General features: G+C 68.0%; 14 protein-coding genes. 7 read left to right on the forward strand and 7 right to left on the reverse strand.

Annotation, left to right across the window (positions count from 1 at the left end; translation table 11 throughout):
• The first annotated feature begins 5 nt into the window (after nt 1-5).
• The 5 genes from ASC70_RS17845 (at nt 6) to ASC70_RS17865 (ending at nt 5,243) form a co-directional block, all read left to right on the forward strand.
• Nucleotides 6-842, forward strand: coding sequence for an AraC family transcriptional regulator (locus tag ASC70_RS17845; RefSeq protein WP_056052554.1), 837 nt, complete (start codon nt 6-8; stop codon nt 840-842).
• 96 nt (nt 843-938) lie between these two features.
• Nucleotides 939-2,165 (forward strand): rhamnogalacturonan acetylesterase, encoded by a 1,227-nt coding sequence (locus ASC70_RS17850; RefSeq protein WP_056052558.1) that lies wholly within the window; start codon nt 939-941, stop codon nt 2,163-2,165.
• Nucleotides 2,155-3,138 (forward strand): alpha/beta hydrolase, encoded by a 984-nt coding sequence (locus tag ASC70_RS17855; RefSeq protein WP_056052561.1) that lies wholly within the window; start codon nt 2,155-2,157, stop codon nt 3,136-3,138. The genes ASC70_RS17850 and ASC70_RS17855 overlap by 11 nt, the downstream gene beginning before the upstream one ends.
• Before the next feature lie 30 nt (nt 3,139-3,168).
• Nucleotides 3,169-4,563, forward strand: coding sequence for a glycoside hydrolase family 28 protein (locus tag ASC70_RS17860; protein WP_082539773.1), 1,395 nt, complete (start codon nt 3,169-3,171; stop codon nt 4,561-4,563).
• A complete protein-coding gene (locus ASC70_RS17865) occupies nt 4,560-5,243 on the forward strand; it encodes a DUF6250 domain-containing protein (protein WP_056052566.1) in 684 nt (227 codons plus the stop codon). The genes ASC70_RS17860 and ASC70_RS17865 overlap by 4 nt, the downstream gene beginning before the upstream one ends.
• Here ASC70_RS17865 and ASC70_RS17870 read toward each other — a convergent pair.
• Together ASC70_RS17870 and ASC70_RS17875 are read right to left on the reverse strand one after the other, a co-directional pair.
• Complete coding sequence (locus ASC70_RS17870) at nt 5,223-7,826, reverse strand: hypothetical protein (protein ID WP_056052569.1); 2,604 nt, start codon at nt 7,824-7,826, stop codon at nt 5,223-5,225. The two genes, ASC70_RS17865 and ASC70_RS17870, sit on opposite strands and share 21 nt — an antisense overlap.
• Nucleotides 7,827-7,923: 97 nt before the next feature.
• The gene (locus ASC70_RS17875; protein WP_056052572.1) at nt 7,924-11,562 is read right to left on the reverse strand and encodes a TonB-dependent receptor; all 3,639 of its coding nucleotides are present in this window, start codon (nt 11,560-11,562) and stop codon (nt 7,924-7,926) included.
• Between the two features lie 386 nt (nt 11,563-11,948).
• Between ASC70_RS17875 and ASC70_RS17880 the strand changes: the two genes are divergently transcribed.
• Nucleotides 11,949-13,820 (forward strand): rhamnogalacturonan lyase, encoded by a 1,872-nt coding sequence (locus tag ASC70_RS17880; protein WP_304439108.1) that lies wholly within the window; start codon nt 11,949-11,951, stop codon nt 13,818-13,820.
• Nucleotides 13,817-15,160 (forward strand): oligogalacturonate lyase family protein, encoded by a 1,344-nt coding sequence (locus tag ASC70_RS17885; protein WP_235519439.1) that lies wholly within the window; start codon nt 13,817-13,819, stop codon nt 15,158-15,160. Before ASC70_RS17880 ends, ASC70_RS17885 begins: the two co-directional genes overlap by 4 nt.
• Nucleotides 15,161-15,174: 14 nt before the next feature.
• Here the strand turns inward: ASC70_RS17885 and ASC70_RS17890 are convergent, their stop codons facing one another.
• The 5 genes from ASC70_RS17890 to ASC70_RS17910 all read right to left on the reverse strand — a co-directional run bounded on the left by ASC70_RS17890 (nt 15,175) and on the right by ASC70_RS17910 (nt 22,415).
• Nucleotides 15,175-18,234 carry a DUF4982 domain-containing protein gene (locus ASC70_RS17890; protein ID WP_056052577.1) on the reverse strand — a complete coding sequence of 1,020 codons (3,060 nt, stop codon included), beginning with the start codon at nt 18,232-18,234 and terminating at the stop codon, nt 15,175-15,177.
• 231 nt (nt 18,235-18,465) lie between these two features.
• Nucleotides 18,466-19,695, reverse strand: coding sequence for an SGNH/GDSL hydrolase family protein (locus ASC70_RS17895; RefSeq protein ID WP_082539775.1), 1,230 nt, complete (start codon nt 19,693-19,695; stop codon nt 18,466-18,468).
• Nucleotides 19,696-19,725: 30 nt separating this feature from the next.
• On the reverse strand, nt 19,726-20,496 hold the full coding sequence (locus tag ASC70_RS17900; protein ID WP_056052580.1) for a rhamnogalacturonan acetylesterase: 771 nt from the start codon (nt 20,494-20,496) through the stop codon (nt 19,726-19,728).
• Nucleotides 20,493-21,635, reverse strand: a complete 1,143-nt coding sequence (gene lldD / locus ASC70_RS17905; protein WP_056052583.1) for an FMN-dependent L-lactate dehydrogenase LldD — start codon at nt 21,633-21,635, stop codon at nt 20,493-20,495. Before lldD ends, ASC70_RS17900 begins: the two co-directional genes overlap by 4 nt.
• Nucleotides 21,636-21,653: 18 nt before the next feature.
• A complete protein-coding gene (locus ASC70_RS17910) occupies nt 21,654-22,415 on the reverse strand; it encodes an SDR family NAD(P)-dependent oxidoreductase (RefSeq protein WP_047413288.1) in 762 nt (253 codons plus the stop codon).
• Between the last annotated feature and the right edge of the window lie 15 nt (nt 22,416-22,430).

The raw sequence follows: 22,430 nt of genomic DNA on the forward strand, positions 1-22,430 counted from the left end.
GGGTCATGAGCGGATACGCCGTCCAGCAACTGCTCGATACGCCGACCGTGTCGCTGTACGACGTGGTCTGCGACGGCGCGTGCCGGCACAAGAGCCACGAGGAGTGCGCCCACGGCGCGCACCTCGTGTTCCCCTATCGCGGCCTGTTCATGCACCACCTGGGCGGCGACCGCGACGCGGTGGCCGAGCCCAACCAGGTGGTGTTCCTCAACAGCGAAGAAGGCTTCCGCATCAGCCATCCAGTCGGCGGCGGCGACGCCTGCCTGTCGCTGTCGCTGAGCGAGACGATGCTGGCCGAGCTGACGCCCAAGGACCAGACACGCGGCGGTCCCTTGGTCAACTTCGAGCGTCAGCGGCGACGGATCGATCCCCGCGCCCAGGCCTTGGTCGCCCTGTTGCGCCACAGTCTGTCGCGCGGCGCGATCGAGACCCTGGAAGCCGAGACCCTCAGCCTGACCCTGGTGCGCCGCGCCCTGGGCGAGCGGACCTCGCATGCCGCGGCGGCAAGCTGGGGCCGTCAGAAGCTGGTCGACCGCGCCAAACTGGTGCTGGCCTCGGACCTCGGCCGCCGCTGGACCCTGGCCGAAATCGCCGATGAGGTCGGAGTCTCGCCGGTCTATCTGACCCAGGTATTCCAACAGGTCGAAGGCGTGCCGCTCTATCGCTATCAGCTACGCCTGCGGCTGGCCCGGGCGTTGGACCTGCTGGACAGCTATGACCACTTGACCAACCTCGCCCTGGACCTGGGCTTCTCCAGCCACAGCCATTTCAGCGCCGCCTTCAAGCAGGCCTATGACCGCACGCCGGCCGAGTTCCAGCGCTCGGTCCGCGCCGGGACGTAGGTCCCATATTTCAGGATAATGTCCTGTATTTTGACATTGAAACCCCCTGCTAGCGGGGCTACCAAGATCACGGACACGGCGCGCAAGGGAGGCGGCATGATCCTGGATCGGCGCAAGCTGTTGGCGGGCCTCGTTCTTGCGCCGAGCGTCGCGCTCGCCAGGGAGGTCGCGCCCGTGTGGGCCTTCGATTTCACGACATCGCCCGCCATCGGGCCCTATGATCTCGCCGTGGGCCATGGCTTCGAGCCGGGCTCCGATCGCCTGTTCTCCGTCCGCGTCCCCGAGGGCGATTACCGGGTCACGTTGGAGCTGGGCGGCGACAAGGCCTCCGAGACCACGGTGAAGGCCGAGGCCCGGCGGTTGATGTTGGAAGGCGTCCGGGTCGGGCCCCGCAAGACCGAGACGCGCGCGATCATCGTCAATGTCCGCCGCCCCGACCTTGCGCCACCGCCGCGCAATGCGCCGGGCGGGACACGGGTGCTGCTCAATCCGCGCGAGATCGACAGCTTCGACTGGGACGACAAGCTCACTGTGGAGTTCTGCGGCCCCACCGCCGCCGTGCGCCGTCTGAGGATCGAGCCGGTCACCGTCCCCACCGTCTTCCTGGCCGGCGACTCCACGGTCACGGACCAGAACGGCGAGCCCGCCGCCAGCTGGGGCCAGATGCTGCCGCGCTTCTTCAAGCCGGAAGTCTCGGTCGCCAATCACGCCGAGTCCGGCGAGACCTTGAAGTCGTTCCTGACCGAACACCGGCTGGACAAGCTCCTGAGCAGGATCAAGCCTGGCGACTGGCTGCTGATCCAGTTCGGCCACAACGATCAGAAAACTCAGTGGCCCCAGACCTATGTCGAGGCCGCCACCACCTATCGTGACTATCTGCGGGCCTATGCCGGCGAGGCGCGACGGCGCGGCGCGACGCCCGTGCTGGTGACCTCGATGCACCGCCGCAAGTTCGACGCCGCCGGCAAGATCGTGAACACCCATGGCGACTATCCGCAAGCGGTGCGCGATACGGCCAAGGATCTCGGCATCCCGCTGATCGACCTCCATGCGATGAGCGCGGTCTTGTACGAAGCCCTGGGACCCGACCAGGCTCCGAAAGCCTTCAACGACGGCGGCAAGGACGCGACGCACCACAACAACTACGGCGCCTACCAACTGGCGCGCTGCGTGGTCGAAGGGATCCGGACCGGCGTGCCGGATCTGGCCGCGCACCTGACGACAGACTTGCCGCCGTTCGATCCGGCGCATCCTCCCTCGCCCGACACCTTTACCCTGTCGCCCAGCGCGGCGCGTAGCCAGGAGCGACCCCGTGGAAACTAAAAGGGGGGCCATTGAAACCGATCGCCGCGCCCTGCTGGGCCTCGCCGCCGGCCTGGCGACCTTGCCCGGCCTCGCCCGCGCGGCGGACAGCGCGGCCGGCGTCGAGACCGTCGACCTCTGGCCCAAGGGCGCGCCCGGCAGCGAGAAGGTCACCGTCACCGAGCAGGTGATCCTGCGCACGCCCGGCGGCGATCCCAACGACACCGCCTTCCTGAACGTGACCAAGCCCTGGCTGACCATGCGTCGGCCGGCCAAGCCGAACGGCGCGGCGGTGCTGATGATCCCTGGCGGCGGCTATCTCCGTGTGGCGGTGGGCAAGAACGGCGGACCGATCGACGCCTGGCTGGCCAGTCTGGGGATCACTGCGTTCGTCATGGACTACCGCTTGCCCGCCGACGGCTGGGCGGCCGGCCCCGATGTGTCCCTGCAGGACGCCCAGCGCGCCATCCGCCTGATCCGCGCCCGCGCGCCGTCGATCGGGGTCGATCCGACCAAGGTCGCGGTGATCGGTTTCTCGGCCGGCGGCCACGTCGCCGCGCGCCTGGCCACCCAGTTCGGCCGCGAGACCTATGCCCCGGTCGACGAGACCGACAAGCTGTCGACCCGGCCCTTCGCGGCGGGCCTGTTCTATCCCGTCGTCACCCTGACCGCGCCCTACGCCCACGGCGGATCGGTGAAGGAAATGTTCGGAACCAATCCCACGGACGCTCAGCGCCAGGCGGTCTCGGTCGAGCTGAACACCCCGGCCGACACGCCGCCGACCTTCATCGCCGCCGCGGCCGACGACAAGACCGTGCCGGTCGAGAACAGCGTGCTGATGTGGCAGGCCCTGCGCGCCAAGAAGGTTCCGGTGGAAATGCACCTGCAGGAGGTCGGCGGCCACGGCTTCGGCCTTCGCACGCCCGACGGCCAGCTAGCCCCCGCGATGACCGCCCTGGACGTGTTCTTCAAGCGGCACGGCCTCTACGCATGAGAGGCGATGGGGCATGAGAGGCGATGGGGCATGAGAGGCGACGGGCCGGCCCTGGCCACGGACGCGATCAACGCCGCCATAGCCCATGCGCACGCCCGGGGCGGCGGCGAGATCGTGCTGCCGGCCGGGCGTCACCTGTCGTTCTCGATCCGCCTCCTCAGCGGCGTCACCCTGCGGCTGGAAGAAGGCTGCGTGCTGGAGGCGGCCGATCCGACGATCCACGGCGGAACCTACGACGCCGCCGAGCCCAATCCGCACGACCTGTGGCAGGACTTCGGCCATAGCCATTGGCGCAACAGCCTGATCTGGGGCGAGGACCTCGAGGACGTCGCCATCCTGGGCCCTGGCCGCATCGACGGCGCAGGCCTGACCCGCGAAGGCCCCGGCTCGCGCTGGTCGCGCCAGGCCGGCGAGTTTCCGCTCAGCATGGCCGGGCTGTCGGCCGAGGCGATGGCGGAACTGTCGCCGGCGGTCGAGGCCATAGCGGGGCGGGGCAACAAGGCCATTGCCCTGAAGCGCGTAAAGCGGGCGCGGATCGACGGCCTGACCATCTTCCGAGGCGGCCATTTCGCGGTGCTGGCGAGCGGCTGTGAAGACTTGGTGCTGCGCGACCTCGTCGTCGACACCAATCGCGACGGGCTCGACATCGACGCCTGTCGCGACGTCCTGGTCAGCGGCTGCCGCGTGAACACGCCCAATGACGACGCCATCGTGCTGAAGAGCTCGCTGGCTCTCGGCGAATTGATCCCGACCGAGCGCGTCGTGATCGAGCATTGCGAGGTCAGCGGCTTCGACCTCGGGACGATGTTGGACGGGACCTTCGGCCGAACCCAGCTGCTCTCGCCGGACCAGGACCGGGTCACCGGCCGTATCAAGCTGGGCACCGAGTCCAACGGCGGCTTCCGCGACGTGACGATCCGCGACTGCCGCTTCACGCGTTCGCGCGGCCTGGCCTTGGAAGTCGTCGATGGCGGAACGATGGAGAACATTGTCGCCGAGCGGCTACGCCTGCACGAGGTGACCACCGCGCCGATCTTCCTGCGTGTCGGCGACCGACGGCGCGGGCCCGAGGGCACACCGATCGGGGCCATGCGAAACATCGCCCTGCGCGACATCGAGGCCTTCGACATCCTGCCCGACTACGCCGCCACGATCGCCGGTCTTCCAGAGTCGCCGATCCGGAACGTGACGCTCTCGAACATCCGGCTGTCCTATAGCGGCGGCGGGTCGGCCGAGTGGGCCGAGCGGCGCCCAGGCGACCTGCCCGAGGCCTATCCCGAGCCCAGCATGTTCGGCCCCTCCCCGGTCCATGGCCTGTGGGCGCGGCACGTGGACGGACTGAAGATCGAGAACCTGGCCCTCGAGACGACGACGCCCGATGGCCGTCCGGCTCGGCTGTTCGAGAACGTCCGCGAGGCCCCATGAGCCTCGACCGTCGAACCCTGCTGGCCGGTCTAGCCGCCACGCCCTTCGCGGGCCGGCGCTTGTTCGCCGACGACTTCCGTCATGGCCTGAAGAACTGGACGATCGAGGCCGAAAAGCCGGCGACGGTCACGGTGAAGGATGGCGTGCTGGACATCGTCGCTCCAGCCGGCTTCACGGCCTGGTTCAAGCCGGAGCTGATCGGTGCGGTGGCCATCACCTACGAGGCCCGGGCGGTGTCGGCGGGCGGTCCCTACGACCGGGTCAGCGACCTGAACGCCTTCTGGATGGCGCGCGAGGCCGATGGCGGCTCGCCGCTGGCGCATCCGCGCTCCGGGGCCTTCGCCGACTACGACGCCCTGAAGACCTACTATGTGGGCCAGGGCGGCAACGGCAATACGACCACGCGCTTCCGCCGCTATGTCGGCAAGCCCGGCGACCGGCCGCTATTGCCGCAACACGATCACGCGGCGGCCGACGAGATGCTGACGCCCAATCGTTGGACGCGCGTGCGGCTCGTCGCCGAGGGCGACCGCATCGAATACTGGAGCGACGAGCGCCGGCTGTTCGAACACCGCGACCCCGAGCCCTACACGCGCGGTTGGTTTGGTCTCAGAACGACCCAGAGCCACCTGCGGCTGCGGAACTTCGGGGTGTTCGCCCTACTCCCAGCCGGCCGGTAGGGTCGCGGGCGCGGCGTCGCCGACCAGGGCCATTAGCTCGAACAGGTTCAGCGACCATTGCGACGACTGATTGGTCGAGACGTTGGCCATTTCGTCGATCGGATCCAGCACGGACACGCCCGCGACACGCTCGATCGGCGCCGGGCGGCTGGTCTTGCCGCCCCTGCCCTCGCTCAGGAACTCCTGCCAGGCGCGCTGGGCCAGGACCGGGTCGTTCAGCTTCCGCGCCGCCCAGGCGGTCAGGCGAGCGTGCCAGACGGGATAGGCGAAATAGCGGTCGATCGCCTTGGGTCCCAAGGCCGCCTGCCGCTCTGCCAGGGGCGCGCTGTAATAGGCGCAGAACCGGGTCCAGGCCTTGGCCCAGGCCGGGTCGTCGATCAGGCTGTCCAGCTCGAACACGAACTCGGCCCCGCCCATGATCGTCACGAGGTGATAGCTGCCCGTGAAGGCGCTGCCGAGATCGTAGAGCGTCGCCGTGGCTGGATCGTAGCCGAACGGCGGTCCAGTGAACATGCCGTTGGAAGAGGCCGCGATCGCGTCCAGGCCCTTGACGATCTTGTCGCGCCAACGCGTGTCACCGGTCCGCTCCCAGGCCACCAGCCAGTTGCTGGCGAAGGCGAACCAGTCGGGACCGCTGCGAGCCTGGGTCGGGTAACTGGTCTTGCCGGCGACCTTGCGGACCGGGTTGACCGCGGCCAGGGCGTGGTCGGCGTCGACCAGCTCGGCCATCAGGTCGCCCGTCCGCTCGTCGGCGGTCAGGTAGTAGTAGTGGCGACGCAGCAGCGACTGGCTGATCCGCGCCTCCTTGGCCCCATCGCCCCAGTGGCTGACGTTGTGGCGGGACCCAAGACCCTTGAACGGACCCAGATGGTGGACGTCGACCTCGCCGGTGTGACGGGTCATGGCCTCGGCCATGCGGAACACGTCGGCCCGGCCGGTGCGCATGAACGCGGTCCATAGCCAGAGGTCCGGCACCAGTTCGCTGTTGTCCCAGGCGTAGCCGCCGACATCGTAGCGCCAGACGTGCCGGTCCTGGTCGTAGGTGTGCATCACGTCGCCGTGGTCCCAGAACCCGTACCAACGGCGCTGCTCGATCTCGTGCTGATAGAAGGCCAGCAGGCGTTCGTGCTCGGCCTCAAGCTTGGCCTTGACCGGCGTGGAGCGGTCCACCGGCGCCCAGACGCCAAACACGCCGCAGGCTCGATAGTAGGCCGGGGCGCTGACCGGCAGCGGCGGCTCGGCCGTGGTCCTCGCCATGGCCGAGAGCGTCTCACGCGGCGGGGTGGCGGCCACCGGCCACAGGAAGACCTGGTTGGTGCGGGCGACGCCCAACGGGGTGCTGTGCCCCTCCTCGACATCCTCGTACTGGATCTCGAGGCCGTGGGCGCGGTCGCTGTAGTGACGCAGGTCCATGGCGCCGGCCTGAGGCGACCACAGCCACAGGGTGACGGTGGCGGCGTCGGTCGTCGCGCCCTCGATCTCCAGGCCGGTCGGATGGCGCTGCCAGAAGTGGCGGACGCCAAAGGCGACCCCGCCCGAGACGCCACCGATATAGCCGAGGCCGGGCGCGCGGCCGCCATGGTCGGCGCGCAGCCAGCTGCTCTTGGTGTTGGTCCGCTTGTCGATCGCGAAGGCGTCGGCGTCGCCTTGGAACAGCCGATAGCCGTCCCAGGCGGGCACGGTCAGGAGCTGATCGCGGGTCTTGGCGTCCATCGCCGCGAGATCGGGTACCCGCTCGCCGCGCAGTTGGTCGGGAAACTTGCCGGCCAGGGCGAACTTGGCGGGCTGCCAGCCCGGCAGATTGCGGACCGCCTCGCCCCAAATCCCCTCGCCTTCGCCCGCGAAGCGCACGTGGCGGTTCTGAAGCTCGTCGGTCAACGGGACGTCGAAACGGATCCCGAGGCCGGCGACGAAATCCTTGTTGCCGTCGCCGTCGAAGACGAAGCTGTGGGTCAGGGCCAGCCGCCCCTCGACGTCCACCGCGACCCGCACCGTGAACGGCAGCCAATCCCGGCCCCCGCCGCGATGATGGCCGTCGAAGCGGACCACCGCCCGCACGGGTCCCCGCTGCTCGACGGTCACGGCCTGGACGACCCCGTCGAAGACCTGGGTTTCGCGCGGCCCCAGGTCGCCCGGCGGCAGGGTCTGGTTGAGGCAGACGAGCCGGCCGCCGCGCAGGGTCTCGCGCCCCGCCAGGACGACGCTTTCGATCAGAGCCCCGCCTGAGCGTCCGAAACGGCAGACGAGATCGCCAGCGACGACCTCGATCCGCTCGGGCGTTTCACGCACCTGGACAGGCTTAGCGGGCGAGACAGGCTTGCCCGGCTTGACCTGGAAGCCTTTGCCGGACACGCCCGCCACCGCGTGACCGGTCCATTTCAACGAGCCGTCGGGCCAGTAGGCCAGCGGCCAGGTCTGCAAAGGCAGAGCCTGGCCGTCAGCGTCGATGGCGGTCATGGCGGTCTTCGGCTTCATCGCCCCGCGCGGCCAGGGCGCGCCCCATACCGCCGCGCCAGGCGCGGCGGGCGGAGCGTCGCCCAGCCAGTGCAGATCGGCCGAAACAGTTGGGGCGGCGCTGGCCACGCCGGCCCCTCCCAAACTCACGGGAAGAGCCACGGGAAGGGCCAGGCCGGAACCCAGCACCCCCCGCCGCGAGACCGTCACGCCACTCCGCATCGCCTTAGTTCTTGAAGACGAAGCCGACCGCGTAGCGGGCGCCGCCGAACTGCGCCGACCACGGGTTGGCGCGATCCGCGAAGCCGGCCCGGTCGGAGCCGACGCTCAGGCGAGCGGCGTTCAGCAGGTTGCGGCCTTCCACATAGAGCTCGAGGTTCGGATTGACCCGACGCGAGATCTTGGCGTCCAGATACTCATACTTCTCCGAATAGAGCGGCTCGCCCGGATTGTAGGGGAAGCCGACGAAGTTGCCGATGTTGCTGTTCGGCGAGTTACGGACCGGCGAGGCCGAGGTGGAGGTGCACGGCGAGATGCAGGTCAGGACCCGGTCGCGGGTCTGGTAGGCGATGCGGATCTTGGTGACGTTGTCGTCGTACCAGAACACCAGGTTGGCGAAGTACTTCGACTGCCCGGCCGGATCCAGCGCGTCGGCGGTCAGCGGGTCGATATAGGCCGCCGCCGAGCCCGACTTGGTCGTCGAGACGTTGAAGTCCATACCGGTGTGCTTGAGCTTCCACGGCAGGCGCGTGAAGGCCGTCCGCGCCGCGAACTCCCAGCCCGTCTGCACGTAGCCGGGACCATTGACGAAGGTGTTCAGACCGAACTCGTAGTCGGAGAAGCGCTTGGTCGTTCCCGGCACGACTTCGTCCGAGCCGGCGAACACGGCGCTGTTCTTGACCGGCACCTGGACCGGCGCGCCGATGCGCACCTTTTGGCGGTAATAGGCCAGGCTGAACGAGGTGTCGCGGTTCGGATACCACTCCAGGCTCGTGTTGTTCTTGGTCGCGGTATAGGGCTTCAGGTCCGGATTGCCGAAGGTGGTGCAGGCCATGTCCTGTTCGGTGCCGTCGGAGTCGTTCACGCCGTCGCGACGTTCGTCATAGGTACAGGTACCGGCGGGAAACAGCCGGTTCAACGGCGGCGGGGCGATCGTCTTGGCCCACGAGTAGCGCAGCACGACCTTGTCCGGGATCACCCACAGGGCCGCGTTGTAGGCCGGCATCCAGGCCGTGTACTCGCGATTGATCGCCACCGCCTTGGTGATGGTGGTGCTGGCGATGCCGGCCGCATTGTTGGGGTCGTTCGGGTTGAACAACGGGGTCTTCAGCGTGGCTTGCAGGCCGACGTAGCCCGACCCCGACACTTCGGTCTTCAGCATCCGCATGCCGAGGTTGCCGTTCAGCTCCATGTTGAACGGCAGCTGCTGTTCGAACTCGGCCATCCAGTACCAGGAGAAGTACTTCTCCAGCGCCTTGTTGACCGGCTGGTCGTAGGTCTTGCCGTCGCTGCCCTTGCAGGACTTCACACAGTCGAAGTTGTAGTTCGCGGCGCTGGCCAATTGGCTGAAGGCTTTCGGCACGTCGATGCTGTCCCACACCGTCAGGCCCTTGGTGCCCTCGAAGCCCTTCATGAAGGCGCCGGAGTTGTCCTCCAGGCTGTTCTGGAAGATCGAGATCAGCTTGGATTGCGGCACGGTCTCGACGCCGTACAGGAAGGCGTTGCCGGTCGTGGGGTTCGGGGCGTAGCCATAGACGCAGGCGTTGGTCGCCGTGGTGCTGGCGACGTTTTCGCAGGCGCGGACGTCGCTGCGCAGCGCCATGGTCGGGACGAAGACCCCGGCGGAGGGCGAATAGCCGCCGGCGCCCCACGAGTTGGTATTGGCCTCGCGGTAGAAGCCGCCGATCTTGAAGCGCGTGAAGAAGGGCAGCTTGTCGTCGACCAGATAGCTGATGTCGAGCTTGTACTGGTCCTCGCCGCTCTCGACGATCCGCGGGTTCCACTGCAGGCGCGACAGGGCGCTGTAGCTGGGCAGGCCGGTCGCCGTAGGGGCCAGCATCTGCACGAAGTTCGTCATGTTGGTCTCGTCGTACGAGGCCGGCGTGTCGATCGTCCAGATGCCGTTGTCCAGCGCGCGCATGGTCGCGTTGCCGTAGGTGTAGCTGCGCGAGAGCCGGCGGTCGTAGCGCGTATACGAGGCGTCGGACCGGCCGCCGCGGAATTCTACCTTCAGCGGCCCTTTGTCGTAATCGGCGCCGTAGGTGATGTAGTTCGTCTTCCAGTCCTGGGTATTCTCGATGTGGTCAATGCCGACCGCGGCGTTGGTGATGTCGAACGAGGTCAGGTGGTGCGCGTCATCGACCTTGACGGAGCCCGGGATGATATTGGCCGCCACCCCGTAGATCGGGAACGAGCCATTGGTGACCACCGTGCCGGGCGTGGTGTCGATCGTGGAAATGCCCGTCGGGAAGGCCCCGCTGAAGATCGAATAGCCCGATCCCGCCACGGCCGAGAGCGGGTTTTGCGTACCGGCCGGATAGAAGGTGTTGGTGACCAGCGGTGAAGTGACCGAGCCGACGGTGGCCGCGCCGAGCGAGGTGATGCCACCGCGCGTGCGTTGGCGATTGTCCTCGTGCTGCCTACGGTTGGCGACCTGGTATTTGGCGAAGATCGTCAGGTTGTCGGTGACGCGATAGTCGAGGCGCAGGTCCCAGGACAGGCGATTTTCGTACTGAGACCAGTTCTGGTCGCGCACCAGGTTGGGCGTGTAGTCGTTCCACTGGTTCAAGCAGCTGATCTGCGAGTTGATCATCGCGGCTTGAGCCGCCTGGCGGTTGGCGCCGTTGGAGCCCGCCGCGATGGTGTTCAGCTGGGTGTCGGTCAGCAACGGGAAGGCCGCGAGGCACTCGGCCTTGGACTTGGCGCCCGCCGACTTGGTGACCACTTCCAGCGGGGTCGGCGCGTTGAAGTTGCCCCCGCCGCTGGCCAGGGCCCAGGTTCCGATCGGCGTGCTGGCGTCGATGCCGTTGGTCGCCGCCGGATTGTAGGACCAGGTCTTATTCGGCGAATTGTCGAAGTCGGCGAAGCGCGTATAGCCTTGCTGGTTGTTCGAACCGGCGTTGTTCAGCGCGTGGCTGTCGTTGTAGCGCTTGGTCGAGTTCAGGTTGCCTACGAAACCCAGGCGCCCCTCGAAGAACTGGCGGGCGCCGACGACGCCGATCTCGGGACCGGCCTTCTTCGACAGCGTATTGCCGGCGGCGGCGCCGCGCAGCGACAGATAAGGCTTCTTGAAGTCGAGCCCGGTGCGGGTCTGGATCTGCACCGTGGCGCCGAGGCCGCCAGGCGTCATGTCGGCCGTCTGGCCCTTGATGACGTCCAGGCTCTTGATCATTTCGGCGGGCAGTTCGCGCATGTCGGACGAGCGTCCGTCACCGCCGCCGGCCGCGAGGCTGAAGCCAGAGGCGGCGACGCCCAAGCCGTCCAGTTCGACGCGGGTGAGGTCCGCGCCGTTACCGCGAATCGTAACGCCGTCGCCTTCACCGAAACCGTTACGCTCGATGGCCACGCCGGCGATGCGCGACATGGCTTCGTTGACGTTGCTGTCGGGGAAGGAGCCGACGTCGTCGGCGACGATCGAATCCTGAGCGGTCTTGCTCCGCTTCTTGCGCTGGATCGCATTCTGCTGCGACGCTCGGGCGCCGACGACGATCACGTCGACGGTGTTGTCCGAGGCCGCTGTGCTGGTGGCTGAAGCCTGGCCGCCCGCCTGGGCGGCCGCTTGGTCGGTGAGTGCGAGACCGGCGCTCAGCGCCAGGATCGAAGCTGTGGCGGCGGCCGCGCGGCGGCGCGCCATGGTGAACTGCATGGTGTCCCTCCCTTTAGTTTCCTTGCCCGGAACCCCGTCCCCTGGGATCCCCGGTGCCCCTGTCCCGCGCGAACGATCCCGAAGGTCGACTCCACGCACAACGACGCATTCTTAGTACAATTACAGTAGTGCCACATATTGAGATGTCAACGCAATTTGTGGGAAGACAGAACGCGGGTTTCATGATGTAACCCGGAGCGATCCCGACGGCCTCCTGCGGCGCGCCGGACAGAAGCCGCTCGCCGCGGTCAGCCGGGATCCCCAAAGGGTTCAGGGAGGGCCATACGCTCATGAAAACACGCATGGGAATGCGGCTCGCCGCCGCGGCTTGCGCAACGGCGCTGTCGGCAGGATCAGCCGAAACGGTTCAAGCCGCCCCCCGCTGGATGGAATCACTGGATCGCGGCGTCGTCGCCGTTCCCGCCAAGGACGGCGGCGTGCTGATCAGCTGGCGCCTGCTGGGCGACGACCCCGCCGGCGCGGCCTTCAATCTCTATAAGGATGGCAAGAAGCTGAACGCCAAGCCGCTGAAAGGCGGCACGGACTTCGTCGACACCACGCCTGGCGAGGGCGCCTATTCGGTGCGACTGATCGCCAAGGGCAAGGAAGGCGCGGCCAGCGCTTCGGCCCAGACCTGGGCGGATGGATATCTCTCGATCTCGATTGACCCGCCAGCGGGCGGCGCCACCCCGGCGGGCGAGGCCTATTCGTATACGGCCAATGACGCCAGCGTCGGCGACCTGGACGGTGACGGCCGCTACGAGATCATCCTGAAATGGGACCCGACCAATTCCAAGGACAACGCGTTTGGCGGCTACACCGGCGACGTCTTCCTCGACGCCTACACCCTGGAAGGCAAGCGGCTGTGGCGCATTGATCTGGGCCGCAACATCCGAGCGGGCGCGCATTACACCCAGTTCCAGGTCTTCGACTATGACGGCGACGGCAAGGCCGAGCTCGCCGTGCGCACCAGCGACGGCACGATCGACGGGACCGGCAAGGTGCTGGGCGATCCCAACGCCGATTGGCGCGAGAGCGGCGGCGAGCGACCTCAGGCCGACCGAACCGGCGCCTTCGTCACGCAGGACGGAACCAAGGTCGCCAAGGTCCAGGGCCGTATCCTGCGTGGTCCCGAATATCTGACCATCTTCGAAGGCGCGACCGGCAAGGCCCTGGTCAGCGCCCCATACTCGCCCCCGCGCGACCCGCGCACGGACGCGCCCACGGTCGAGCAGATGACCGAGATCTGGGGCGACGGATACGCCAACCGCTCGGACCGCTTCCTGGCCGGTACGGCCTATCTGGACGGGCAGCGGCCCAGCATCGTCATGGCCCGTGGCTACTATGGCCGCTCGACCCTGGCGGCCTGGGACTGGCGCGATGGCAAGCTGACCCAGCGCTGGCTGTTCGACAGCGCCGCGCCGGGCAATGAGGCCTTTGGCGGCCAAGGCAACCACCAGCTCAGCGTCGCCGACGTCGACGGCGACGGTCGCGACGAGATCATCTACGGCTCGATGGCGGTCGACGACAACGGCAAGGGCCTGTGGAGCGCCCGGCTCTTCCACGGCGACGCGATGCACGTCGGCGACCTCGACCCCACCCATCCGGGTCTGGAGAAGTTCGGCGTCCACGAAAGTCCCAAGATGAACGGCGGCGTTGGCGCGGCGATGCTGGACGCCCGGACGGGCAAGGTCTTGTGGAGCACGCCCACCGATCACGACACCGGCCGAGGGCTGGCCGCCGACATCGATCCCCGCTTCCCTGGCGACGAGGCCTGGGGCACGAACCAGGACGCCCTCTATACCGCTCAGGGCAAGCCGATCGATGGTGTGAAGCATCCTCGCCAAACGAACTTCGCGATCTGGTGGGACGGTGACGACCTGCGGGAGCTTCTGGACAAGAACCAGATCAGCAAATGGGACTGGAAGACCGGCCAGGCAACGCCGCTACTGACCGCCAAGGGCATGCTGTCGAACAACGGCACCAAGTCCACGCCGACCCTGTCGGCCGACATCCTGGGCGACTGGCGCGAGGAGGTGATCTGGCGGGCCGAGGACAATAAGTCCCTGCGGATCTACGCCACGCCCTACCCCACCGAGCGACGCTTGGTGACCCTGATGCACGACCCGCAGTATCGCGTGTCGATCGCCTGGCAGAACACCGCCTATAACCAACCGCCCCACACCAGCTTCCATCTTGGCGAGGGCATGAAGTCGCCCAAGCCCGCGGCCATCGTCATCCGGAAGGCGTCTCAATGAAGTCGTTCCCAATTAGATCCTTCGCCATTGGGGGCCTGACCGCCCTCGCCCTGCTCGGCGCCGCGAGCGCCCAGGACATGCAGACCGCCGCCAAGCCCGGCGCCCCCGAAGCGCCGCTGGAGTGGATCGACAAGACCACCGGCCACCGCATCGTCCGTCTGTCGCGCGAGCCCGGCAGCTCCAGCCTCTATTTCAACTACAACGCCTATACGCCCAAGGGCGACCGGCTGGTCTTCTCGTCGCCCAATGGCATCACGGCGATGGACCTGAAGACCCGCGCCCTGACCAGAATCGTCGAAGGCAGGGTCCGTCTGCTGTTCGTCGGCCGCAAGACCGGCGCGGTCTATTACGAGAAGGCGCTGACCGCCAACCCGATGGGCGCCAAGGCGGTCATGGCCACCGATCCCTATACCAAAGCCACCCGCGAGGTGGCCAAGATGGACCGTGGATCCTTGCAGACCCTCAACGCGGACGAGACTTTGTTGGCTGGTGTGGCCGTCCGCACCGACGTGCCGATCCCGCCAAATCTGGCCGACTCCTTGCCCAAGAACCCCGATGACGTGAAGAGCGCCGACGGCCGCGAGCTAAGCTACGCCGAGGGCCGCGAAGTGCAGCTGAACGCGCGCCTGGACAGCCGCATTCCGATGGAGATCTTCACGATCAACACGGTCACCGGCGAGCGCAAGGTCGTCCATCAGGCCACCGACTGGCTGAACCACCTACAGTTCTCGCCCACCGATCCGGGCCTGCTGATGTTCTGCCATGAGGGTCCTTGGCATAAGGTCGATCGCCTCTGGCTGGTCCGTGTCGACAAGGCCGGCGATACCCCGGTCAAGATCCACGCCCGCGCGATGAACATGGAGATCGCGGGCCATGAGTGGTTCAGCGCCGACGGCAAGACCGTCTGGTACGACCTGCAGACCCCGCGCGGCGAGGACTTCTGGGTCGCCGGCTACGAGATCGCCACGGGCAAGCGCAACTGGATGCACGTCCAGCGCAACGACTGGTCCGTGCACTTCAACAGCTCGCCGGACGGCAAGCTGTTCGCCGGCGACGGCGGCGACAGCGAGATGGTCGCCCACGCCCCGGACGGCAAATGGATCGTGTTGTTGAAGCCGCGCAGCGTACCCGACGTCGCCGGCATCCACGCGCCCGGCGCCGAGCACCTGATCAGCCCCGGCGTGCTGGACTCCGAGCGCCTGGTCGACATGCGCGGCCACGACTATCGCCTGGAGCCGAACGTCAACTTCACGCCGGACGCCAAGTGGCTGGTGTTCCGCTCCAACATGCACGGGGCGAACCAGGTCTACGCCGTCGAAGTGGCCAAGGCGCGGCCGTAGGGCCGCGCCCGCCGCTACTTCACCCGCCGCAGCAGCTCGGCCTCGATGATCCCGAGCGCGCCGCCAGTGGCGACCTTTTCGGCGCCCGTGTCCAACCCGGCGCGGGCGCCGTTCACTTCCACGATCTTGCCGAAGCCGTCGCGATCCACCGTGCGGCCCGTCAGGGCGATGCGCAGGCGGGCGCCCTTCACCGGCTTCAGCGGCAGGGCGACATAGCCCAGGGTCTTGGCCGGCTCGCCCTCGTAAACGACGACGCCGTCCATGGTGACCCGCAACGGGTACGAGCGCAGGCGCCAGCCGATCAGCTTCAGCTCCAGCTCGTCGACCACCTGGGGCTTATCCAGGCGGTACTCGATCCAGGCGTTGGCCAGCTGGCCGTCGCTGGCCCAATGGGTCATCTCGTCATCGTCCCGGGCGCGGCCGACGCTGTCGGCATTCGAGCCGGCGGTCGTCGCGACCGGCCGTACCGTCACGCGCCAGGGCTTGAATGACGGCGTCGCCGGCGTCGGGCCGCGCGCCAGGCTCACCGGTAAGGCGTCGTCGCCCGCCGGCCAGCGGCCGTCGGCGTTGGCCGGCGCGGCCACGTCTAACGTCAGCGAGGCCGCGGGCAGCCCCTCGGCCTGGGCGGTGACGGTCACCTTGCCGCTTTCCAGGGTCGAGCGCAGGGATATGCGGTTGATCCCCGCCTCGACCGGCAGGGTCTTGGCCAGGATGAAGTTGTCGTCGCCGCGCGCCGCGCCCGGGAAACTGGTCACCTGATCGGCGCCCGCCGGCTTCTGCGGTTCGGCGGACGTCGGTTCGGCGGACGTCGGCGCGGCGGGCTTGCGGCCCAGGGAGTCGCCCTGGGCGATGCCGCCCCGCCATTCGACCGGACCCGAGGTCGAGAAGCTGATCGTGTTCAGCGCGGTCGGCACCCGGCGGCCCTGCTTGTCGACGACCTCGACATCGACCAGAGCCAGATCCGCCCCGTCGGCCTTCCAGCCGCCCGGCCCGGTTCGCGGCGTCAGGCGCAAGGCGGCCGGCTCGCCGGTCGTCTCGACCGCATGGCTCGACACGACCTTGCCCTTGGCGTCGTAGCCGACCGCCTCGAGCTTGCCCGGTTGCCACGCAACCTTGTCGAATGTGAACAGGAAGCCGTCGCTCTTTCGACCGAAGCCCAGCGAGCGGCCGTTCAGCTTCAGCTCGACCTTGTCGGCGCTGGAGACCACCAGCACGTCCTTCACCGTTCCGGCCGCGTAGTTCCAGTGACCGATAATGTGCGACCGCGGCCGCTCGACATCGACCCAGCCGTCCCACATCACCTGATGGGCGTAGAACCCCTCTTTGGGCAGACGCATGGCGTCCACCTCGCCGCTGCGGCGATAGTTGTTGTCGCCGCGGAAGTGGGTGTTGCTGTCGGAGAAGATGATGTTGACCCCGCCCGAGCTGACCCGGTCGCCGCCGCCCGGTCGTTCGCGCCAGTAGTCGTACCAGCGGCGGACGTTCTCGACCGCGTGGCTGTCCTGGTTGCGGTTGTAGTCGGGGCTGTCCTTGTGGAACGGCGGCGTGAAATCGTCCTGGAACTTCCGCGCGCCCTCGTCGCGGGAGTATTCCATCGCCCAGACCGGCTTGGTGGCGCTCTTGTTGATGTAGAGCATCTCGCCGCCGTACTCGGCGACCTTGCTGGACAGCATCTCGCGCGATCCGATGGCGCGGCCGCCGTGGGGATCGAACCGGTCGCGGATGGCCTTCAGCTCGGCCATGTGTTCGTCGCTGATATTCTCGTTGCCGCCCTCGTAGAAGACGATCGACGGATTGTTGCGGAAGCGGACGATGGCGTCGGCCATAACCTCCTTGCGCTGCTCCCAGCGGCGGCCGGTGACGTCGCTTTCGGCGTCTCCGGCGGGCATGGCCTGCATCAAGCCCACGCGGTCGGCCGAGGTCACGTCCTGGCGGGCGGGGGTGATGTGCATCCAGCGCACCAGGTTGCCGCCGCTCTCGACCATCAGCGCGTTCGAGAAGTCGCTGATCCAGGGCGGGATATCCGTGCCCAGGGCGGGCCACTCGTTGCTGGTCCGCTGGGCGTAGCCGTGGACTTGGATGACGCGGTCGTTCAGCCGGACCATGCCCTGACCGAAGGCGGTCTTGCGGAAGCCGGTGCGGGTGACGACCTCGTCGATCGCCTTGCCATCCTCCACCAGGGCGGCGCCGACCGCATAGAGATAGCCATAGCCCCAGCTCCAGAAATGGAGGCCCTTCAGCCGCTGCTGGGCCGAGATCACGCGTGTCTCGCCCGGGGCCAGAGTGACGGTCGGGCCGACGAACACGCCGACGGTCTTGCCGTCCACGTCGCTAACGGTGACGCGGTAGCTGAACGTGCGCGGCCGGTCGGTCTCGTTGCGCACCTCGGACTCAGCGTGGACCATCGCGGCGCGGCCCTTGATGTCGAAGTCGTCGGCCCAGACGTAGACACCGGTCGTGCCGAGGCTGGAATATAGCGGCAGGGTCTGGTGCAGGCCGCCGGTCAGGTGCAGCCGTACGGCGCGATGGATGCCGCCGTAGTTCACATTGAAGTTGTTGTTGTTCCACTGGAAGCCGCTGCCGGTGGCGCGCTCCTTGTACTTCCAGTCGCTGTCGACCCGCACCGCGACCACGTTTTCGAACGGCGCGGGCTTGAGCAGCTTGGAGGCGTCGACGCCGAAGGCCGTGACGCCGTTCTCGTGCCCGCCCGCCAGCACGCCGTTGACATAGACGTCGCCCGCCTGGCGCACGCCTTCGAACTCCAGGAAGGCCTTGCCGCCGGCCGCGAAGCTTTCAGGCAGGACGAAACGCTTGCGGTACCAGGTGATCCCGCCCTTCAGGTCATGGATGTCGACCTTGAAGGCCTCGTCCTCGTTGAAGGCGCGCGGCAGGGTGACCGCTTTCCAGCCCGCGTCGTCGAAGTCGAGCTTCTCGGCGCCGGCCACTTCACCTGTCGCCATCCTCCAGCCGTCGTTGAATGTGAACTCGGCCCGTTGGGCTAGGACCTGGGCCGGTGCGACGGCGGCGGCCAGCACGGCCAGAGCAAGGGGAGCGGACCGGGGAAAGCTCGACATGGAACGCCTCGGATTGGTCAGGCCAGTTTCGGCTCATCCGCACGTTTGGCTTGACAGGCCGCGACCTGTCAAGCAATCTCATTATATCGGATGATATCTCATAATTTGGGATTTCGTCCGGGAGCGCCGGTCGCCTCCTCGACCCCGTTCCTCGCGATCGACTGCCCGCCTTCCCCCGTGCGGGCTCATGGAGCGCCTCCTCCAGGCGCTCCATTTTCTTTTCCGTCCAGCCTATTTCGCGCCGAACAGCGCCTTGTCCGCTGCTTCGGCCATCAGGGCGTAGCCGGCGTCGGCCGGGTGCAGATGGTCGCCGCTGTGGAAGCCGTCCGGCATCTGGGCCGGCTTGACCGAATCCTTGCCGACCGCCTCGAAGTCGATCACTCCGTCGAACGCCCCGCTTGTGCGGATCCAGGTGTTGACGGCCTGACGCGTCGCTTCGCCGGCGGGGTGGTAGTACATCGCACCCTCGAACGGCAGGATGGTGCCGCCCCAGATCTTCACGCCTCGGGCGTGCGCCCTTTCGATCAGCTGGCGGTAGCCGGCGATCAGCTCATCGGCGGTGACGGCCTCGCTGGCGTAGCCGGGCTGAGCCGCGCGGCCGATGTCGTTGATGCCTTCCAGCACGGCCACCGCGGCCACGCCGGGCACGGACAGGACGTCCCGATCGAAGCGCGACAGGGCGCTGGGCCCCGAGCCTTCGCGCAGCAACCGGCCGCCACTGATACCGACGTTGACGACACTCCACTCGCCGCCGCGCGCGGCGATGCGGGCCGCCAGCTGCTCGGGCCAGCCCTTGTCGGCGAACGGGGTCGAGCCCGCGCCCTCGGTGATCGAATCGCCGATTGTCACCAGCACTGGCCTCTGAGCCGCGCCGCGCACGTCAACGCCGGAGACGAGGCCGGGTCCGCGCAGGGCTTGCTCGCCAGGCGTGTCGGTCTTGGCGGTGTGGTTGCCCTGCGGCGAGAGGAAGAGGCGCACGCGGTGCCCGGCCGGCGCGGTGGGTTCGACGTAGAAGGTCGAGACCGAGATGTAGTCCATGGCCTTGACCGGCAGGGCGACCGGATCGCTGAGCAGCGGTCCGCCGGGCGGGATCAGGGCTTCGGTGCGGCCGCCGAAGGTCACGCGGATCGGCGCGGCCAGCGGTTTGCCGTCCGGACCGGCCAGGGCGACGCTCATTGCTCCCACCTTCAGGGGCCGCTCGGAGAGCTCGTTGGTCAGGCGCAAGCGTAGCGCCTCGCCGCCAAGGTTGAGGCGCATGACCTGGCGGGCGGTGATGTCGCTGAACGCCCGCACCTCGTTGGGCCGGGCCACCGCCTGCGAGGCGCTCGGCGCCGTGCCCCAGGCGCCCGACCAGGCCGATAGCGGGGCCGCGACGACCGCCGGCTTGGCCTTGGGCGCCGACAGGACCGGCGTGGCCGAAAGAAGGGCGAGGGCGAGCAGGCCGGCGCGCGAGAGCTTCATGAATTCCCTCTTCGGATCAGGAGCAGCGGATCAGGGGCAGGTCGGGCCGCCCAGCTTGGCCTGGGCCGCCACGGAGGCCGGATGGACGCTCCGGGAAATCGGCAGCTTCAGGGCCGCCAGTCGGGTCGCCACCAGGGCCGCGCCGAGGCGCGCGCCCTGCTCGTTGATGTGGGTGTCGTCGCTGACGCCTTCGGGATAGCGCGCGATATGGTCGTAGGGCTTGTATTGGAGATAGAGCCCGCGCGAGGCCAGCTCTCCCCTCGCCTTCAGCGCCGCCATCATGTCGCCGTCCAGGTCGACCAGCGGAACCTTCAGGTCGGTCGCCACCCGGTGGATCGTCGCGGCGTAGGGGCCGTGCGCGTCCTTGGGCTGCCCGTTCTCCCACATCCAGCGGGCGATCGGAGTCACCAGCACCGGCGTCCCCTTGGCCGCGCGGACATCGGCCACGAACCGGCGCAGATTGACGTCGTAGGCCCCGTTCGGATCGGTGAAGCGGACGATCTTCTTGGTGTCGGCGTCGTTATGGCCGAACTGGATCAGGACGGTGTCGCCGGGCTTCAACTGGGCCAGCAACTGGTCCCACAGACCCTCCTCGATGAAGGTCTTGGTCGAGCGGCCGCCGCGCGCCAGGTTCACCACCTCGACGCTCGGGTCCAGCGAGCACTTCAGCACCATGCCCCAGCCCATCTGCGGATAGCGATCAGCGCCGTAGTTGGCGGCGGTGGAGTCGCTGGCGATGATGATCCGTTGAGCCGGCGGCGCGGCGGCGATGGCTGCGGCGAGGGCGAGAGCAGCGATCACGACTTGAACTCCGCGAGGATGGATCGATCGATGCTGGCGAGATCACGGACGCCGGTCAGGGCCATGGCCACGCGCATCTCCTTCTCGATCAGGTCCAAAAGTTGGGTGACGCCCAGCTCGCCGCGCGCGGCCAGGGCGTAGACGAAGGCGCGGCCCAGCAGGACGCCTTTGGCGCCCAGGGCCAGCATCCGCACGACGTCGAGGCCGGAGCGCACGCCGCTGTCGGCCAGGACCGTCAGCCGGTCACCCACCGCGTCGGCGATGGCCGGCAGGGCTCGGGCCGAGGACAGCACGCCGTCCAGCTGGCGGCCGCCATGGTTGGAGACGATGACGCCGTCCGCGCCGATATCGGCGGCGGCCTTGGCGTCTTCGGGATCCAGCACGCCCTTGATGATCAGCGGGCCCTTCCAGAGCTCGCGGATCCACTCCAGGTCCTTCCACTGGATCGAGGGATCGAAGTTCGCCCCTAGCCAGCCCATGAAGTCCTCGAGCCCCGAATTGGCGCCGAGCACCGGCGCGACATTGCCCAAGGTGTGGGGACGGCCCATCACCCCCACGTCCCAGGCCCACGAAGGCTTGAACGCCGCCTGGACCAGCCGGCGGGCGGCGGCATTGGGGCCGCTCATGCCCGAATGGGCGTCGCGATAGCGGGCGCCGGGCACCGGCATGTCGACGGTGAAGACCAGCGCCGTCGCCCCGGCCGCGCTCGCCCGAGCCAGCAGGTCGCGCATGAAGGCCCTGTCGCGCAGCACATAGAGCTGGAACCAGATCGGCGCCGACGAAGCCTTGCTGACCTCGTCGACGTCGCAGACCGAGACCGTCGACAGGCAGAACGGCACGTTCTTCTTCGCCGCCGCGCGCGCCGCCTGGCACTCGCCGCGGCGGGCGTACATGCCCGTCAGCCCGACCGGCGCCAAGGCGACCGGCAAGGCCTGCTTGACGCCGAACAGGGTGGTCGAGAGGTCGGCCGCCGACACGTCCTTGAGCACCCGCTGGCGCAGGGCGATGTCGGCCAGGTCGGAGACGTTCCGCTGCAGGGTCCGCTCGGCATAGGCGCCGCCGTCGATATAGTCGAACAGGAAGCGCGGCAGCTTGCGCCGCGCCGCCTCACGGAAGTCCGTGGTCGAGGAGACGATCATTGGAAGACTGGCACGGGACTACTGGAGGTTCACGAACGCGCCGCCGTCGACCAGCAGGGCCGCGCCGGTGACGTACTTGGCCAGATCCGAGGCCAGGAACACGATCGGTCCGGCCAGGTCGTCGGGCTCGCCGAGGCGACCCAGCGGGATGCGGCCGGCCATGTATTCGCGCTTGGCGACGTCGGCCAGGTCTTCCTTGTTGATCGCCGTCTCGATGGTGCCGGGCAGCACCGAGTTGCAGCGAATGCCGTACTTGCCCAGGGCGATGGCGGTCGACTGCATCAAGCTGTGCACGCCGGCCTTGGTCGGGGTGTAGTGGGTCTGCATGCCGCCGCCGACCAAAGCGCTGATCGAGCTGACAGCGATGATCGCGCCGCCGTGGCCCTGCTTGACCATCTGATTGGCCGCCGCCTGCACCATGTAGTAGGCGCCGAACAGGTTGACCTTCATCGTCCGCTCCATGACCTCGGGCGGCATGTCGAGGAAGGCGTGGAACGGGCAGATGCCGGCGTTGTTGACGAACACGTCGACCTTGCCGAACGCCGAGACGGCCGCTTCGACGAACGCCTTGGCGGTGGCGACGTCGGCCACGTCGCCCTTCACGGCGATGGCGCGACGGCCCAGGGCCTCGATCTGGGCGACGGCGTCGGCCGCGCCGGCTTCGTCGGAGTGGTAGTTGATCGCCACATCCGCGCCGTGCTGAGCGCAACCGATCGCGGCCGCCTTGCCGATCCCCTGCGAGGCGCCGGTCACCAGCACCACCTTGTTCTTCAGAAGCATCGTTCCTCCCATACG

The sequence above is a fragment of the Caulobacter sp. Root343 genome, assembly GCF_001425745.1.
Classification (GTDB): Bacteria; Pseudomonadota; Alphaproteobacteria; order Caulobacterales; family Caulobacteraceae; genus Caulobacter.